A 16,151-nucleotide genomic window follows, 5' to 3' on the forward strand; every position below is an offset into this window, starting at 1 on the left:
GTATATGGAGCCCATTATGAAGACATGGATCAAAGCGTCTGTTCTTTTTTCGCTCGTCGGTCTCACTGCCTGTAGTGCTTCGCCGACTGGTCGAAATCAAATACTCATGTTCTCTGATCAGGAGATGTCATCCTTAGGTGCCAACTCTTTTGATCAGATGAAGAAAGAGATCCCGATCAGCAAAGACAAAAAGACCAACGCTTACGTACAATGTGTCGCAAAACGCATCACAGACACTATCCCACCTCAAGCGGGATTCAAAGATTGGGAAGTCGTTGTATTCGATAGTGACCAAGTTAATGCATTCGCGCTACCTGGCGGGAAAATAGGCGTCTATACAGGCTTATTGAAAGTTGCAAAAAATCAAGATCAACTCGCCACTGTTATTGGTCACGAAGTCGCACACGTCTTAGCAGACCACAGTAATGAGCGTCTTTCTCAGAGCCAACTCGCCAATGCTGGGCTTTCTCTAGCAAATGTCGCTATTGGCGCTTCTGAGTACAAGCAATACCAGCAAGCAACCATGGCCGCGTTAGGCCTTGGTGTACAATATGGTGTCATGCTACCGTACGGTCGCACACAGGAATCTGAAGCTGATATTGTTGGCTTGGATTACATGGCCAAAGCTGGGTTCGATCCAAATCAAAGCATCGACCTTTGGAAAAATATGAGTAAAGCTGGCGGTGAGCAGCCTCCTGAGTTCTTCTCAACTCACCCTTCGCACAGTACTCGTATCAAAGACCTACAGGCTACGATCAACACATTGCCTGCTTATAACGTAAAGGCACCTAAGTGCAGTTAGTTTGACGCACAACACCCAGTACTCTAATAAAAAAGCTCCATTCACGGAGCTTTTTTTGTCGAACGCTTTATGACTAGGTCCCAAGAATCTGCAGTGGCAAACTGAGTAAGCTATCCCCAAGCCCTGCAAAATACCAAATAATGGCGACAAAACCACCGACTGAAAGCAAGTACCAAACAAAGGAGAACATTTGCCCGTAGCGCGTTAAAGGCAGCAAATGGCTATGGTGTCTTGACCGCCATTCAATGACTACTTCTAACATCCCCATGATTAGCAGGAACCCTAGCAACGTTAAACCGAATGCGTAGCTGATGTAAATTCCCAATGCCGCAGTTGCGATACTACCGACTAGACCTATCCATGAATTCATGGAGAAAGTAATACTCTTCAGTACATGCCCACCGTCTAATGGCAGAATTGGTAACAAGTTGAAAAGGTTTAGCAAAGCGTTAAATACCGCCAGACCAGCAAAGATCATCTCTCCGGTCATCCAATATAAAATGGTAAACACAATGCTCAGCACTAATCCGAAGAAGGGTCCCATTATTGAGATAACCACGTCTTGCCATCGTGTATTTATCTTCTCATCGCTCAGTGCCAACCCACCCAAAAATGGGATAAGGTAAATACCTTTAGTCTTCATACCAAAGTGCTTCATCGCGCGAATATGTCCATATTCGTGAAAGACAAGACATGCCACTAACGCTAAGGCAAACTCGATGGAAAACAACCATGAATACGCAGCTAAACTTGCTGAGGCTAGTGCAACCTTAATCACTTTTGCGCTTTTCAGCGCCTTCATTCCAAGCGATACAAGACCGATCAAACTAAAGCGATTCTCTGCTGGTGGCGCTTCAACTGGGACTTGACGTTCAATGTCTTTTTCATTGCGCCTTCCTTCACTCACCACCGTGTCATTTACTCTAACTTGATAGCGATAATCAAAGGGTTGCCAATTTAGCTCACAATCGAGCCGACATAGAAGAACTTCCTCGCCGGATACGAGTTTGAATTCATGTTTTGTCTGTCCGGAATCGTCGTCACTGGCCGAAATTTGTGACACCAAAGTATTGTCCCAAAATAATTGCTGCCACCCTGACATAGAGCCTTCAAGTCGTAATGGACGACCTAAAAACTCAATATTCATTAATTCCAAAATTCACCTTAACAACAAGAATAACGAGTTTAACGATTATGCCCTAAGTTCCCTTTTCAACAAACCCTGTTAACAAGAGGTATTTGATGGCGTTTTAGCCATTAGATTTACAAAAGAATTCTGGTCATACCATTTCTTATAAAAATATATCCATAATACATGCCCTTACAAAACCTCATTTGACCTATGCATCAAATTTAAAACACAAAAGACACTCATTCTTTGACAAGATATTAAACATAGAATTAACATTGCGTTTACATCAAGGTTGAAATTCACTTCGATGACAACAGGTGTAGGCACGATACAACAATTACAAGGACTTCGGTCCACCATAATGACACCCTAGGAGGGTCAAGGATGAACAAGAAGCACTGCTCTCTGCTAACAATATCAATATTGTTTGCGTGTAACGCCCAATCGGCGGGCTTTCAGGTCGCTGAACACTCAGCATCTGGTCTTGGTAGAGCATTTTCAGGTGAAGGCGCCGTCGCAGACAATGCGAGCGTCCTTGCACGTAACCCTGCTGCTATGACACTTTTCAAAGAGGCTCAGTTTTCAGGTGCACTATCTATCGTTGACCCTGAAGTAAATGTTTATGACACCTACCATAAGGAACATGCTGACGACGTAGCGCCACTGCAAATTGTCCCAGCTGGTTACTACATCAGCCCAATTAATGACCAATGGGCTTGGGGTATCGGCATGTTTACGACTTATGGCGTTGCAACAGATTATCCTAATGATATCTCTGCTGGCGACATGGCCGGTGATACATCCCTGTTGTCAGTGAACATTAACCCGAATATCGCTTACCGCATTAATGAGTCATTCAGTATTGGTGGTGGTATTAACCTTGTCTATGCGCACGCAAAACTTACTCGCCACAAAGGTGCGCTAGCGCCGTTATTCGGCTCCGATAGCAAAACGTCTGACAATCTGATTGGCATGGAAGGCGATACCATTGCTTGGGGCTGGAACATCGGCGGTCTCTACGAGCTGAATGAAAACAACCGTTTTGGTTTCGGCTACCGCTCTAAGGTAGACCTAGACTTCGATGAAGGTGAATTTAGTAGTTACGATTCAGGGATCGCTTCAGCGGCAAAAGTAGATGGTCGTTTACAAATCTCTCTTCCTTCTATCATCGAGCTGTCTGCATTCCACCAACTTACTGAACAGTGGGCTATCCATTACGGATGGCAACAGACTGACTGGAGCACCTTCGAGGAGCTAAAAGCAACAAGCCCACAATGTAACGATGGTGTTGCTGGTCAATGCTTCTACAAACCAGAGAAATACGAAGACAACAACCGTTACTCATTTGGTGGCACATACACATTGAACTCTGAATGGACATTGCGTGCAGGTATCGCATTTGACGAGCAAGCAGGTAAAGCAACACTGAGTATCCCTGATAGCGATCGTTTTTGGTACAGCGCAGGTGTGACTTACGCAATGAAAGAAAATCTGACATTTGATGCAGGCTTTGCCTACGTGAAAAGTAAGTCTGGTTCTTTCAAAGAAACCAATGCTGCAGATCAAGAAATTACGTTCGACTCAGAAGGTAGTGCATACATCAGTGCAGTACAGATGAACTACACCTTCAAGTAATGGGATAACGGAGTAAACCAATGAAACACACATTCAACCTATCACTGCTTTGTTCTGCAATCCTTCTTGCTGGTTGTGGTGATAACACATCAAGTTCAGGCACGTCTGAAACCGTTACATTTGAACCTGCAGTGCAAGCGCTGTTGGATCGAAACACCGAAATTAGCTTTACCCTTCAAGGAGCAAACGCAGATGTCCCAGCCCCGTCATTCCTACTAATGGACTCCAGCGACGGTACACTTGCGATCCCTACCGATGGCGATGATCAGCTAACAAATCCTCGCGCTGCAATGAATACGATGGATGGTTGGTCAACCACTATGCCTATCGTACTAAACTTCAAGGGCGAAGGTTTTGCTACAGGTATGCTAGCATCTGGTGTTAGCGTGATTAAAATTAATCAACGCCTGACTGACTGGGACGGCGCTTCAAACCCTATCTCTGAAGTCTTGACCATCAATCAAGACTTTGTCGTTCAAGCAAATGGTAACTCTCTATACATTCAGTTTGCAGATGCTCTTGACGAATCAAGCGAGTATGTATTCGCGGTGACACAAGAAGTCAATGATGTAAACGGAGATCCTATCGGCACCTCTTCTAGCTACGCGGTCGCCAAATCTAAAGAAGTTAAGTACGAAACGGGTGATCTTGCACTTGTACAAGCGGCAACAACTGGCATTGAGGGTATCTTTGGTATAGCCACTCAAGCTGGCTTAGCGAACGTTAATCCTGCCGATATCGTTTACTCTTCATGGTTTAGCACTCAATCTGTTGGGGACACGCTTGCAGCAGTAAAAGGCGTAACTGCAACAGGCTTCGCTACCGGTGCAAACACACTTAACACCCTGTATAAAAACGATCCAGCGGAAACGGGGATTGAACTATCGACCGCTTACACACTATCTCTGGGGCAAACTCAAGATTTTGTTACTGCATTTGATAACGACGAGGATTTCGATAAATACTTCTCTTCTTCTCCTGAATTAAAACAGGCGATTAAAGGGTTGTATGCAATGTCTGGTGCTAACGTCAATGTTACTCAAGGCGTGGTTCGCCTGCCTCACTATCTAGAGCAAGGTACAAACTGGAACATGCAGCCGATGGAATCGGCAATGCCAAGTTTGGCTAAAGTAAGTGGTTCTATTGAAGACCCGGCCATTCTTGCGTCGCTGTTAGAACTCGGTATTGACCCGACTAAACTTGCTACTGATGTGAATGAACAGCTCAAGCTTGTTGGTACCGAGCTACACCTTTCTAACGGTCAGCAGTTGGATGAAGAGCGCCTTATTACCCGTTATTCACCAGTACCACAAGTTAAGTCAGTCGAAGATGTTGAAGTGTTACTATTCACTCCAGCGGATTCTGTGGCAAAAGACGTTGTTATCTATCAGCACGGTATTACTTCAGCAAAAGAGAACGCGTATGGCTTTGCCTTCAACATGGTCAAAGAAGGTGTTGCTGTTATCGCCATTGACCTGCCTATCCATGGTACTCGTAGCCTAGATGACCAACGTTCAGCAAATGCGGATGTACTGGCTTACCTAAACCTGTCTAACCTCGCGGTAGCACGTGACAACCTTCGTCAAAGTATTCTTGACGTACTTGGCCTTCGAGCTAGCTTAGTTGTATCTGCACAAGGTGGGTTATTCGTCGGCGGCCCTCTTCAAGGTTTTAACCCTCTAGCGGGCTCGCAAGTGAAGATGCTAGGTCACTCACTTGGTGGCATTGTTGGTGCGTCTACCGTCGCTGCTGCAAACAATACGCTGGGCTCAGACCAAGCTGATGCTCTGTATAAATTTAGCTCCGCGTCACTATTTAATTCAGGCGGACAAATTGGCAATTTGCTACTTGGTTCGGCAAGCTATGGTCCACAAATCAAACATAACTTAGCGTATGCTGCATCAGCTGACTATCGTAGCTATGCAGACGCAAGTTGTGCAGATATTGAAGACAAAGCCTGTTATGAGACATTTGAATCGGTAGCTTCCCCGGAACAGCTCGCAGCTTTAGGTGCTGGTTTTAATTCATTTATCTATGCAGCACAGACCGCTTTAGATACCGTTGACCCATTTAGCAACGTTAGTGATCTAACTGCAAAAGGTACCTTATCAACGCCATTCTACATGGCTCAAGTCGAAGGTGATGACACCGTACCAAACAGCGTCCCTGGCGCTCCTTTTGCTGGTACTCAACCACTCGCAGCGAAGTTAGGGCTGAAAGTGGTCAATGCTTCAGACACAAGCGTTGTCGGCAGTGCGAGCTTCGTTCAGTTTGGTAGTGATGGTAAGCACAGTACATTTGCTGTTCCGCTAACGACGATTGAACAACCGTACTACTTTGAAATGCAGGCTCAAAATGCTGACTTCATTAAAGACAACTCTCTATCCACTGTTACGAATACAACAGTACTAAAATAGAGCGTCATCGATGAGTATTAAGCGCCCAGTCTTTTGGCTGGGCGTTTTTATTTCTTTCAACAAGCAGCCCTTTTCAGAGCCTCTGCTATATTTGAATAGTTATCGTAGTTCACCAACCTAACACAAGGAAACTTCTATGCGAGCTTTAGCCGTTATAGTGACAGCTGTTCTTTTAGTGGCTTGTGGTAGTAGCCAATATCTCATGTCTACAAATGAAGGGAAAATGATCACCTCATACGGAAAACCAGATTTAAATGAAGAAACTGGGATGTATGAGTATGAGGATGTAGACGGCAAAGAAATGAGTATTTCGAAAGATGAGATAGTACAAATAATAGAACGCTAAACCTCTCGCCTCCTGAGAGATTGGGAGGCGTTATCCTCTCAGTTTTGTGGTTTATCAATACGATTAATTCATCACTCAACACAATTGGCACCATTATTTATATTCTATATATTATTTGTTTAGCCAATATTTTACATCTTCGCTCCTTTCAGGTTGGAATATTGTAAAATCTCGCCTTTAATTCTCTAACACCCTTTTATTTCTCAGGATAAAGTGGATAATACCGCCACCCAAAAAACATTACTAAGGTGAGTCCTTATGTCTATCGAAGCTACTCTGCTTGCTCGCTGCGAGTCAAAATGTGAACTGTGTTCTTCTGAATCTCAACTAACTGCTTACGCGGTACCACCACACGGTAACGTAACAGTTGATACCGCTATCATGGTTTGTGATAAGTGCCATGGTGAGATCGAAGATCCTAAAGACATTAACCACTGGCGCTGCCTAAACGACAGCATGTGGAGTCAGGTTCCAGCAGTACAAGTAACTGCATGGCGCCAACTTACTCGCCTAAACACAGAAAGCTGGGCTCAAGACGCTCTTGACATGATGTACATGGAAGAAGAGCAAATGAACTGGGCTATGAAAGGTATGTCTGCTGACGACAAAACTGTTGACTGCAACGGCACTGAACTTAAGAAAGGTGACGATGTAACAGTAATCAAAGACCTACCAGTTAAAGGTACTAACCAAGTAATCAAACAAGGTACTGTTATTCGTGGTATCAGCCTTGGTGATGACCCTAAACTTGTTTCAGGTAAGGCAAACGGCGGTCAGTCAATGTACGTGATCGCTGAATACTGCCGTAAGAAGTAATCTCAACATTACTTTCTTTGACGGGGTTCCAAGCGGAACCCCGTTTTCGTTTCTGTGTTCCTTCTTTCCCCTGTCTTTCTTCCTTCCCGCTTAATCTCCTAAATTGGTTGCTTTCGATCTCATCCATTTTCGATTAAGGTTCGAGAAGGAAAAAATAAGATGGATTATAGTATGAAGAAGTTAACCATCCTTGATGGCGGCATGGGACGAGAGCTTAAACGCATGGGCGCCCCATTCACTCAACCGCTTTGGAGCGCACAAGCTCTAATTGAATCGCCAGAATTCGTTTACCGAGCGCACAATAACTTCATTCAAGCTGGCGCTGAAATCATCATCGCGAACAGTTATGCCTGCGTGCCATTCCACCTTGGGCAAGAGCTTTACGAGCAACAAGGTAGTGAACTAGCACGCTTTGCCGCGCAAATTGCGCGTGAATGTGCAGACAAGTCGCCGAAACCTGTTCGAGTAGCGGGCTGCATACCGCCTGCATTTGGTAGCTATCGCCCTGACCTTTTCGAACCTAAACAAGGCGAAGTCATTTTCCGTACTTTGTATGAAGCTCAAGAAGATTATGTTGACCTTTGGTTAGCAGAGACCATCTGCAGCCTAGAAGAGCTAAAGTGCTTACAAAAGGTCTTCGAAAACAGTGTCAAACCTACTGCGTACGCCTTTTCTCTTAATGATGACTCATTAGAAACCGCGTTGTTGCGCTCTGGGGAAACCGTTATTCAAGCCATTGAATGTCTGACACAAAGTGGACGCACAAAAAATACCATCACCATTTACTTTAACTGCTCGGTACCTGAAGTGATGGCAAAAGCCGTCAGTGACACCAAGGCGATTTTAGACCAACACATGCTCGATATTGAAATTGGGGTTTACGCGAACAACTTCACCGCTATCAAATCTAACCACGAAGCGAACTGCGCATTACAATCAATGCGAGAACTATCACCAGAGGAATACTTAACTTTTGCGCAAGAATGGCACCAACAAGGGGCAACCATTATAGGTGGATGCTGCGGGATCGGGCCAGAGCACATCAAAGCTCTGTCAGATTGGAAAAGTTCCCTTTAAATACAAAGCTAGTCCGCACTATTCCTTAGAGGAAGTGTAGATTTCAGATACAAAAATGCCGGCGATGAAGCCGGCATTTTCAATTCGCTTTCCAGTCAGATTAACGGTACATACCGATGTCTTTCTGAATATGAGAAGACAAGTCTTCTGCGTAGTAACTGCGTGGTGCAGAGTTATCTACGAAAAGAATGTCTAATAGGTGAGCAATCAATCCTTTGAAGTTAACCGAGTAGGTCTTCTTATCCATAGAGGTTGGTAAAGCTACATTTGTCATTTGCATTGCTTGTGCCATGATTGCCTCTCTTTAAAAGCAGTAATTTGTTTCGTTGGTTGTATATTAGTCATTTTTTCTCTGAGCAAAAAATGACAAAATTTGGTAATTCAGATTAGTTTTTCTTATAAAACAAACTCATTACAAATCATTGAAATACAAAACTCAACCAAATGCATAGTTATGCAGATTGACGCATCTATTGTTGAATAACTTGGATTTACGCCTGTAAACCCAAGCCACCTAGTAACATTATTTTAACTAACAATTATTCCTAATGTTTAGGATTTTACAAAATCACTATGGATTTTGATTAGTAATTTTAACGCTAACTGTATTGGTTGTTTTGTTCTTATAGATAGAAGCAATAACTGCAGTTGTCATTACCGTCACCAAGAACGTAAGTGACCAAACAGTTGGAATTTCGTATTGTGTGCCCACCAACAGCATTTTAGTACCAATGAACATCATGATTACAGATAGAGCTGGTTTTAGGTACACAAACTTGTCCAACATTGCTTGAAGTACAAAGTACAGAGAACGTAAACCAAGCAGAGCAAATACGTTAGCAGCCAATACTAAGAACGGTTCGCGTGTAACTGCAAAAATTGCTGGAATCGAATCCAAAGCAAACATTACGTCCATCACCGCAATCACACCAACAACGATCAGCATCGGCGTCGCGACCCACTTACCCGCTTGTTTCAGCAGCAAGTGGTTTCCTTGATACTCATCTGTCACTGGTAAAAATTTGCGAATGAACTGCTCTGGGTACGGGTTAACTTCTTCTTCTTCGCCTTTATCTCGCGCTAGTTTAATACCAGTCCAAATTAAGAACGCTGCGAATAGGTAAAGTACCCAATGGTATTGTGCAAGTAACTGAGCACCAACTCCGATCATAATCGCACGTAGTACAAGTGCACCAATCACGCCCCATAATAGAGCACGTGGACGCAAATGCTCTGGCACCTTGTATTGCGCAAAGATAATCGCAAACACAAATAGGTTATCAACGCTTAATGACTTCTCAAGTAAGTAACCTGTTAAGAATGATATCGTTGCTTTCTCGTGACCATACACGCTGTGTGGCGCGTAATAATCCCAGAAGAAATAGATAGAGCCTGCAAAGACAAACGCTAGTAAGAACCAAAAGACACTCCAGCCAATTGCCTTTTTCATGGTAATCACGCCGCCACGAGTCTGATAAATATCAAGTGCGACTAAAACCAAGGTAAATAGACCGAACACACCGTACATTGTCAGTGATTCTTGCAGTGGAACAGACTGGGTTAATTGGGTGGTATTTTCGATAAGAGACATGCTTCCTCCCATGCGGAAGGACATTATTCGGGCTGACCTTCCGCAAACAATACAAACCAGCAGTCACATTACCCATGTGTCTGCTAATCAATGAATGCGTTGGTCTCGTTGAAGTGATCACGTGACGAATCAGGTGACACCTTTATTTACCGGATAAGCTGATGCTTAACGAGATGACGATAAATAAACTTGCGCTAACTACTCCCCAAACGCCGCCATCATACGCCTGCTCGGAGGGATCTCCAACAAAAAATCGTTATCGATAAAAATACAGTATTTTATTGAGAATAATTTATCAACAGCATGAATTCTAAAAGATTCAAACGTAAAAAAGGAGCACATACGTGCTCCTAATTTTCTGAATGCTTGGTCTTTATAAGCCCGTTAGTGGTACAAAGTAAACCAGTGTTGACCAAACAGTAACCCACGCAACAACAACCGCTGCATCAGCCCAATCGCTATTCCACATACTCTCTTCCTCTTACTCGCATGTGCCATAACACTTGAGCAAAAAAGATACCAATTTACGTCATTGGTTTCTCTGGGAGTAAAGTTTGTGACTTTGGTTCAAACAGTTCGGCTGGTCCGTCAGTAACTCGATAAAGCAATCTGCCATGGAAAGATTGCTAACAAAGCCTTCACCCTTCATATTGAGCAACGCTTCATAGCCCTCTTTACCCTTCATGGTGTATGCAGAAGAAGCGCCACAATACCAAGACTCATCTTCCATTTCACACCAACGACTACCATCGAAAACCTCCAGATTTTTAACGCGTTGCCCCTTCGGTGCCTCTGCTAGGTATTCAAAGTTTAAGTTATGCGTATAAGGGTAGCTACCAGAACCCGTTCCTTCGACACCGTTATTCAGGGCGTTATTGATTGCACCTTCCAATGCCAAGCGAACGGCTTTTCCTTGCACCTCATAACAACCGATTGGAACGGCAAATGGCAACAATCGTCCGGCAACATCTGCCACGGTAATATTTCCCGGGTTGAGAGATGTACGCACGCCTCCCGCGTTATGAATAGCGAACTGAATTTTATGTCCCCGCTTGTTTAGCGCGTACAAAAAAGAATGTGCAACTGCTGGAGCAAGTTCACTTCCGCCAAATTCATCAGGAATCCGAACATGACGTTTCTTCTCAGCTACGTTGGCAATCACTTGTGATTGAAGCTTACGTACTCTTGGGATGTACTTATCGTTTAAGATGGCTTGTGTTTCTGGGTGCTTTTTACAAACGACCACGTTTGGTTGACCGTGGATAAAATCACACGCCTCTTCAAACACACCTTGGTCTAACTGCTCGTTTAACGTTGAGTCCCAGAAAATGCGACGTCCCAGCAATAGCTCATTTTGACCACTTAACATGGTTGCTTTGCCGTTTTCATCAAACTCAAGCACACAGTGACCCATGGTTAATGCGTGATAACCAGCTTGTACAACATAAGTATCGTTTACTTGGATGCCGTAAGGATCATCTTCACTTAAACCAATAGCTGAAAAGTTACCTTGTAACCTATGGCTATGGCCTCCCACAATAATACCAATGCCATCCACTTGTGCTGCAAGCTCTAAATCCCCTTCATAACCTAAGTGACTTAAAAGGATGATGTTTTTAATGCCCGCCTGATGAATTTGTTCAACAGTATGTCTAGCAGTTTCAATGGCAGAGATGAATGGCGTATCCGCATCGGGGTTGGCAATGTCGCTCATTTTGTCGATAGAAAGACCAAAGATGGCAACTTTCTCTCCGTGAAACTCTTTCACCAGATATTGCGCACTTTGGGTGCCAGTATCGAAGCTCAATACGTTATCGCAATCGCCCATGCGGTGATCTTTCGTTGGCAACTCATTCGATAAATCCCAGTTACCTGCAAGCAAAGGGAAGTTGGTACGCTGACAAAACAGAGCAACGGGTTCATTACCCATATCAAGTTCATGATTGCCTAAAGCCATCGCATCAATGTTTAGCGCGTTTAATAAGTCGGCGTTTGCTTTGCCTTTGAATAACGAAAAATACAACGTACCTTGGAAACAGTCGCCGGCGTGAAGAAACAACATGCCCTGACCTTGACGTTGTGCGTCGTCGCGTAACTGTTCTACGCGCGTTGCAATACGTGAAAATCCACCAGCGCTCACGTAAGGTTCTAGTGTTCGTTCGTTATCGATATTGAGTTTCAGCTGTAATGACGTTGGCTCAAAGTAGGAATGAGTGTCATTGATGTGTGCCAATTTGATTCTGACTGGCTTATGATTTTTATTCATCGTCATCTTCTCTCTTTTCATTCCGAAATGCCCAAGTGACCTCAAGATGCAGTATTCAGAGCGATGTCACTGATTTAAGTTCAAGGAAAACGATGCAGCGTAATAGTCATCTATTTCCCAATTGTTTGACAAAGAAATTGAATCAGTGACACGCTCCCTTCGGGCGAGTTGACTTGGTTTGTATACGTTGTTAACGCTTTTTAACTTAGGGTCACTAGGTTTTCAAATCGTTGCCTAGTCTACAAACCAAGTCATTCTCGCTGAACTAAGCATCTCGAGGTTACTTGGACATCATTATTAGAACTGAATCATGACAGAATCATGAATTTTATGAAACAGAGAATTAGTTATTTCATTTTTACGTGATCAACACACGTTAGACGTACAAGTTTGAAAGTGACTCTACGCCTAAACGGTCTGTATTCATAGGGTGAATGCTCTTAAATTTGTGAACTGAGCTTAACTTGCCTAGATCAATTTAATATATGCTTTAGGAGAAGCAAAAGAACTCTCGATAATTCAAATAATTGCAAGGAGGAGTGAGATGAGACTAGAACGCATCGAAATCTCTGGGTTTAGAGGCATTAAACGCCTTTCACTCTCTTTTGACGAACTGACCACTTTAATCGGTGAGAATACGTGGGGGAAATCATCCCTACTCGACGCCTTGTCTCTCGCCTTACCCGCAGATGGTTCGCTCTATCAATTTGAAATGACCGACTTTCATGTCGACTATGCGATTTCGCACCCACAAACTCAACACCTTCAAATCATCCTCTGTTTCAAAGCACAAGATAAGCACGAGGCAAATGCGGGACGTTATCGACGAATAAAACCAACCTGGTGCATTAATGAAGATAACGAACATGTCATCTATTACCGTTTAAGTGCAACTCGCGACGGGCACAATATCACGACCAAATACGCATTCTTAAATTGTGATGGCGAGCCAAAACAACTGCATCATTCAGATAAGTTAGCCGTCGAGTTAATGACCTTACACCCAGTCATTCGACTTCGTGACTCTCGCCGATTCCCACAACAAAATCATGTCAATGGGGATAGTAAAAACGCACGTATAGAAAAACGGATTGATAACACTTGTCGACGTCTGTTTGCTATGCCAGGGCACGTAAATAAAGGTGAAGTTCGCAGTAGTTTAGACTCAATGCAAACATTAGTGGAACACTACTTTGCGTTCCGCAGTGTGAAGAAAGGTAACCCTAGAAAACCGCGTGATGGCCTTTTTTACGCCAGCCCTTCCGCAGAAAAAGGGCTATCGCAGTTTTTGAGAGAAACGAATAACAAGCAAACACGTTTGCTATTGATGGGGTTGCTCAACGCTTATCTTCAAGCAAAAGGGCCTAATGACCTTAGACGTTGTGCGAGACCCATACTGACGATTGAAGATCCAGAAGGTCGATTACATCCCACTCACCTGTCAAGGGCATGGGGCTTGTTACAACTACTACCCATGCAAAAAATCCTAACCACGAACAGTGCTCGTTTACTCGGTTCCGTCCCTCTGGCATCTATCCGTCGCTTGGTTCGCTTGTCAGATCGAACTATGGCTCGATCGCTTAACACGAACCGATTCAGTGTCGATCAGCTACGCAGGATTGGCTTTCATATTCGTTTTCATAGGGCCGGAGCACTATTTGCACGTTGCTGGTTGTTAGTTGAAGGTGAAACAGAGGTATGGCTATTCAATGAACTCGCTCGACAGTGTGGTTATGACTTAGCGGCAGAAGGCGTTCAAATTGTTGAATTTGCGCAATCTGGTTTGAAGTCACTGATAAAAGTCGCTCAGGGCTTCGGAATCGACTGGCATGTTGTCACCGATGGCGATCCTGCCGGTAAGAAATATGCTAATACCGTCCGAGCCCATCTAGAACATGACCAAGAGCGCCATCGCCTTACCGAACTACCAGATCGCGATATCGAACACTTTCTATATAACAATGGGTTTGAAATTTTCTTTAAGGACATCATCAAAGTTCCTCATGAACACCCTATTCCCGCTAAAAAAGTCGTTAATCGCGTCTTGAAAAAACACGCTAAGCCCGATTTAGCCTTAGCCATTGTGGCTCATTGTGAGGAGAAAGGCATGGAGTGCATCCCGGTGTTGTTACGTTGGACACTTAAACGTGTTGTCACGATGGCAAACGGAAACACTTAGTCATGAGCCATCAATAAACAGCATGCAAAAAAAAGCACACCAATTTGGTGTGCTCGTATCAAGAATCAGTAATTTTGATTAACTGTATTGAACGGGATAAGTCTCAATACACAGCGGATACAAATAAGATCGGGGGTTCACTACTGTACTTGCTCAGCGAGCGAAGAAGTAGCGGCTGATTTCGCATGTAACCAAAGTCCTGTTGCTTTCATTAAGTAACCAAATACGCCACCTAAGATCAGCGATGGCACAACAAGTTGCCAATTGCCGTCTGCAGCAAAAGTCGCGCATGAACCAATAAAAGTACCAGGGATGTACGCTAACCAAGCTTGCTTAGCTTGAATACACATGAAGAACGCAACAACAGCAGTAATTACGTAACCGATAATCTCTAAACCCACGTATGTTGAGCCATAGATGATAACCATCGCCCAGAATACGCCAGTCATATTGGTAAGTAAGCTTTCTGCCAACCCTTTCAAGCCACTTGTCGGGGATGCAAAGTAGCTTGTACAGCCAAGAAAGCCCGCCCAAGATAAAAGGCCAAGGGAAATAGCGATCCAGCCCCATACGCCAGAGAGAATGCCAGTGGTAATCGAAATTGCTAAAAGTGTGGTCATGGTATTCTTACCCGCTTTGCTCGTTTCGTACCGTTATGGTTCGAAAACTGCCTTCATACATTGAAATCAGGCAGTCAATACTAGGCATATCCACCGAGGAGTTCGGTGATCAAGATCTCATTAACACCCTACTAAGTTGCATGTTTTACACGTTAAATTTGACGCAACCGATAAATCAACAGATTTCGAAAATAACAAAAATGCAGTGAATTGAGCGAAAATCACAAAAAAGGCCCTACAAAATGCAGAGCCAATTCCAAAATTCGACCATTTTGTTTTGGATATCACTTAAAGAACGGAAGGTTTGCCTTTCATCATTCTTAATCCTTCACGCTTAATACAGTCAACAAGCGGGTTTTCCGCCATATCAGCACGCCAGATAAATGATAAGGTTCGATCCATCTTCAGATCGGGTACGTTCAGCGCAACCAAGTCCCCTGCTTCAATATAGCGTTCTACATCAAGGTAAGGCAGACAGGTTAGATACTGCCCATTGGATACCAAGCTTCTGAGTACTGGTACGTGCTCATACTCACGCCACACGTCCAAATCTTCAATAAGATGGTGAATAGAGCTATCAAAAATCTTGCGAGTACCAGAACCATGTTCACGCAACACCCATTTCGCTTGTTCAAGTTGAGCTAAGCTCACCGAAGGGTTACGTGCAAATGGATGGTGAGAAGCTGCGACTACAGTAAGGTGGTCACGACACCAAATCTCTTGGTGCAAACGGTTATCATCACAGCGCCCTTCAATGACACCCAGATCGTATTTGTAGTCCAAGACGCCATCGATGACAGCCTGCGTACTCTGTACCCCTAGTGAGATACGCATCTCAGGAAAATCATTATCAATGATACTGATAAGGTCAGGAACTAGGTGTTCTGCAGGTGTTTGGCTCGCACCTAATCGAATGTGTCCACTCAACAAGTGTTGCTCGTAAAAACCCATTTCAATTTGTAGCGCATCTTGCAGTAAACGCTTTGCTTTTGGTCTTAACCACATCCCCCAATGGGTTAAAGCCATTTGCTTGCCTTGCCTTTCAAATAAAGGCCTACCAAGCATTTTTTCCAACTGAGCAAGCGACATGCTCGTCGCCGATTGTGTCAGAGCCAGTTTATCCGCGGCCTGGCTTACACTGCCGGTATCTGCAACTGCGTCAAAAACCGCTAATTGCTTAAGTGAGTAGCGCAAAGTGTCCTCCCTAATTGGCGAGTATTCCCCATACTCTCGCAACCCAAAAATACATGCGCTAATACGCAATGAGGTT

General features: G+C 44.0%; 13 protein-coding genes. 7 read left to right on the top strand and 6 right to left on the bottom strand.

Features of this window, described 5'->3' with window-relative positions; genetic code table 11:
- Positions 1–16: 16 nt before the first annotated feature.
- The gene (locus BSZ04_RS08620) at positions 17–802 is read left to right on the top strand and encodes a M48 family metallopeptidase (RefSeq protein WP_088880176.1); all 786 of its coding nucleotides are present in this window, start codon (positions 17–19) and stop codon (positions 800–802) included.
- 73 nt (positions 803–875) lie between these two features.
- On the opposite strand, the gene BSZ04_RS08625 is transcribed toward BSZ04_RS08620, so the two are convergent.
- Positions 876–1,904, bottom strand: coding sequence for a site-2 protease family protein (locus tag BSZ04_RS08625; RefSeq protein WP_171052007.1), 1,029 nt, complete (start codon positions 1,902–1,904; stop codon positions 876–878).
- A 414-nt stretch (positions 1,905–2,318) separates the two neighbouring features.
- Here BSZ04_RS08625 and BSZ04_RS08630 point away from each other — a divergent pair, with 414 nt between their 5' ends.
- The 5 genes from BSZ04_RS08630 (at position 2,319) to BSZ04_RS08650 (ending at position 8,225) form a co-directional block, all read left to right on the top strand.
- Positions 2,319–3,569, top strand: a complete 1,251-nt coding sequence (locus tag BSZ04_RS08630; protein ID WP_088880177.1) for an outer membrane protein transport protein — start codon at positions 2,319–2,321, stop codon at positions 3,567–3,569.
- A gap of 20 nt (positions 3,570–3,589) precedes the next feature.
- Positions 3,590–5,986 (top strand): VolA/Pla-1 family phospholipase, encoded by a 2,397-nt coding sequence (locus tag BSZ04_RS08635; RefSeq protein ID WP_088880178.1) that lies wholly within the window; start codon positions 3,590–3,592, stop codon positions 5,984–5,986.
- A gap of 136 nt (positions 5,987–6,122) precedes the next feature.
- Positions 6,123–6,332, top strand: coding sequence for a YgdI/YgdR family lipoprotein (locus tag BSZ04_RS08640; protein ID WP_010451852.1), 210 nt, complete (start codon positions 6,123–6,125; stop codon positions 6,330–6,332).
- 258 nt (positions 6,333–6,590) lie between these two features.
- Positions 6,591–7,148: a PhnA domain-containing protein gene (locus BSZ04_RS08645; protein WP_010451854.1), complete on the top strand. Its 558-nt coding sequence runs from the start codon at positions 6,591–6,593 to the stop codon at positions 7,146–7,148.
- Between the two features lie 171 nt (positions 7,149–7,319).
- Positions 7,320–8,225: a homocysteine S-methyltransferase family protein gene (locus BSZ04_RS08650; RefSeq protein ID WP_088880256.1), complete on the top strand. Its 906-nt coding sequence runs from the start codon at positions 7,320–7,322 to the stop codon at positions 8,223–8,225.
- 100 nt (positions 8,226–8,325) lie between these two features.
- Here BSZ04_RS08650 and BSZ04_RS08655 read toward each other — a convergent pair whose 3' ends face one another.
- From BSZ04_RS08655 to BSZ04_RS08665, 3 genes are all read right to left on the bottom strand, one after another.
- Complete coding sequence (locus tag BSZ04_RS08655; RefSeq protein ID WP_010451858.1) at positions 8,326–8,517, bottom strand: hypothetical protein; 192 nt, start codon at positions 8,515–8,517, stop codon at positions 8,326–8,328.
- Positions 8,518–8,796: 279 nt separating this feature from the next.
- The gene (locus BSZ04_RS08660; protein ID WP_038884051.1) at positions 8,797–9,816 is read right to left on the bottom strand and encodes a TerC family protein; all 1,020 of its coding nucleotides are present in this window, start codon (positions 9,814–9,816) and stop codon (positions 8,797–8,799) included.
- A 529-nt stretch (positions 9,817–10,345) separates the two neighbouring features.
- The gene (locus BSZ04_RS08665; RefSeq protein ID WP_088880179.1) at positions 10,346–12,088 is read right to left on the bottom strand and encodes a bifunctional metallophosphatase/5'-nucleotidase; all 1,743 of its coding nucleotides are present in this window, start codon (positions 12,086–12,088) and stop codon (positions 10,346–10,348) included.
- Positions 12,089–12,626: 538 nt separating this feature from the next.
- Here BSZ04_RS08665 and BSZ04_RS08670 point away from each other — a divergent pair.
- Positions 12,627–14,261, top strand: a complete 1,635-nt coding sequence (locus BSZ04_RS08670) for a DUF2813 domain-containing protein (protein WP_010451879.1) — start codon at positions 12,627–12,629, stop codon at positions 14,259–14,261.
- A 140-nt stretch (positions 14,262–14,401) separates the two neighbouring features.
- Here BSZ04_RS08670 and BSZ04_RS08675 read toward each other — a convergent pair whose 3' ends face one another.
- Both BSZ04_RS08675 and BSZ04_RS08680 read right to left on the bottom strand, forming a co-directional pair.
- Positions 14,402–14,881 carry a DUF1097 domain-containing protein gene (locus BSZ04_RS08675; RefSeq protein WP_045385212.1) on the bottom strand — a complete coding sequence of 160 codons (480 nt, stop codon included), beginning with the start codon at positions 14,879–14,881 and terminating at the stop codon, positions 14,402–14,404.
- 288 nt (positions 14,882–15,169) lie between these two features.
- Positions 15,170–16,075: a LysR substrate-binding domain-containing protein gene (locus BSZ04_RS08680; protein WP_010451883.1), complete on the bottom strand. Its 906-nt coding sequence runs from the start codon at positions 16,073–16,075 to the stop codon at positions 15,170–15,172.
- Positions 16,076–16,151: the final 76 nt, after the last annotated feature.

This window comes from Vibrio rotiferianus (assembly GCF_002214395.1).
Classification (GTDB): Bacteria; Pseudomonadota; Gammaproteobacteria; order Enterobacterales; family Vibrionaceae; genus Vibrio; species Vibrio rotiferianus.

Coding starts and splice junctions, on each gene's coding strand:
- BSZ04_RS08620 (WP_088880176.1), top strand. CDS start 17: ATGAAGACATGGATCAAAGCGTCTGTTCTTTTTTCGCTCGTCGGTCTC.
- BSZ04_RS08625 (WP_171052007.1), bottom strand. CDS start 1,904: ATGTCAGGGTGGCAGCAATTATTTTGGGACAATACTTTGGTGTCACAA.
- BSZ04_RS08630 (WP_088880177.1), top strand. CDS start 2,319: ATGAACAAGAAGCACTGCTCTCTGCTAACAATATCAATATTGTTTGCG.
- BSZ04_RS08635 (WP_088880178.1), top strand. CDS start 3,590: ATGAAACACACATTCAACCTATCACTGCTTTGTTCTGCAATCCTTCTT.
- BSZ04_RS08640 (WP_010451852.1), top strand. CDS start 6,123: ATGCGAGCTTTAGCCGTTATAGTGACAGCTGTTCTTTTAGTGGCTTGT.
- BSZ04_RS08645 (WP_010451854.1), top strand. CDS start 6,591: ATGTCTATCGAAGCTACTCTGCTTGCTCGCTGCGAGTCAAAATGTGAA.
- BSZ04_RS08650 (WP_088880256.1), top strand. CDS start 7,320: ATGAAGAAGTTAACCATCCTTGATGGCGGCATGGGACGAGAGCTTAAA.
- BSZ04_RS08655 (WP_010451858.1), bottom strand. CDS start 8,517: ATGGCACAAGCAATGCAAATGACAAATGTAGCTTTACCAACCTCTATG.
- BSZ04_RS08660 (WP_038884051.1), bottom strand. CDS start 9,816: ATGTCTCTTATCGAAAATACCACCCAATTAACCCAGTCTGTTCCACTG.
- BSZ04_RS08665 (WP_088880179.1), bottom strand. CDS start 12,088: ATGACGATGAATAAAAATCATAAGCCAGTCAGAATCAAATTGGCACAC.
- BSZ04_RS08670 (WP_010451879.1), top strand. CDS start 12,627: ATGAGACTAGAACGCATCGAAATCTCTGGGTTTAGAGGCATTAAACGC.
- BSZ04_RS08675 (WP_045385212.1), bottom strand. CDS start 14,881: ATGACCACACTTTTAGCAATTTCGATTACCACTGGCATTCTCTCTGGC.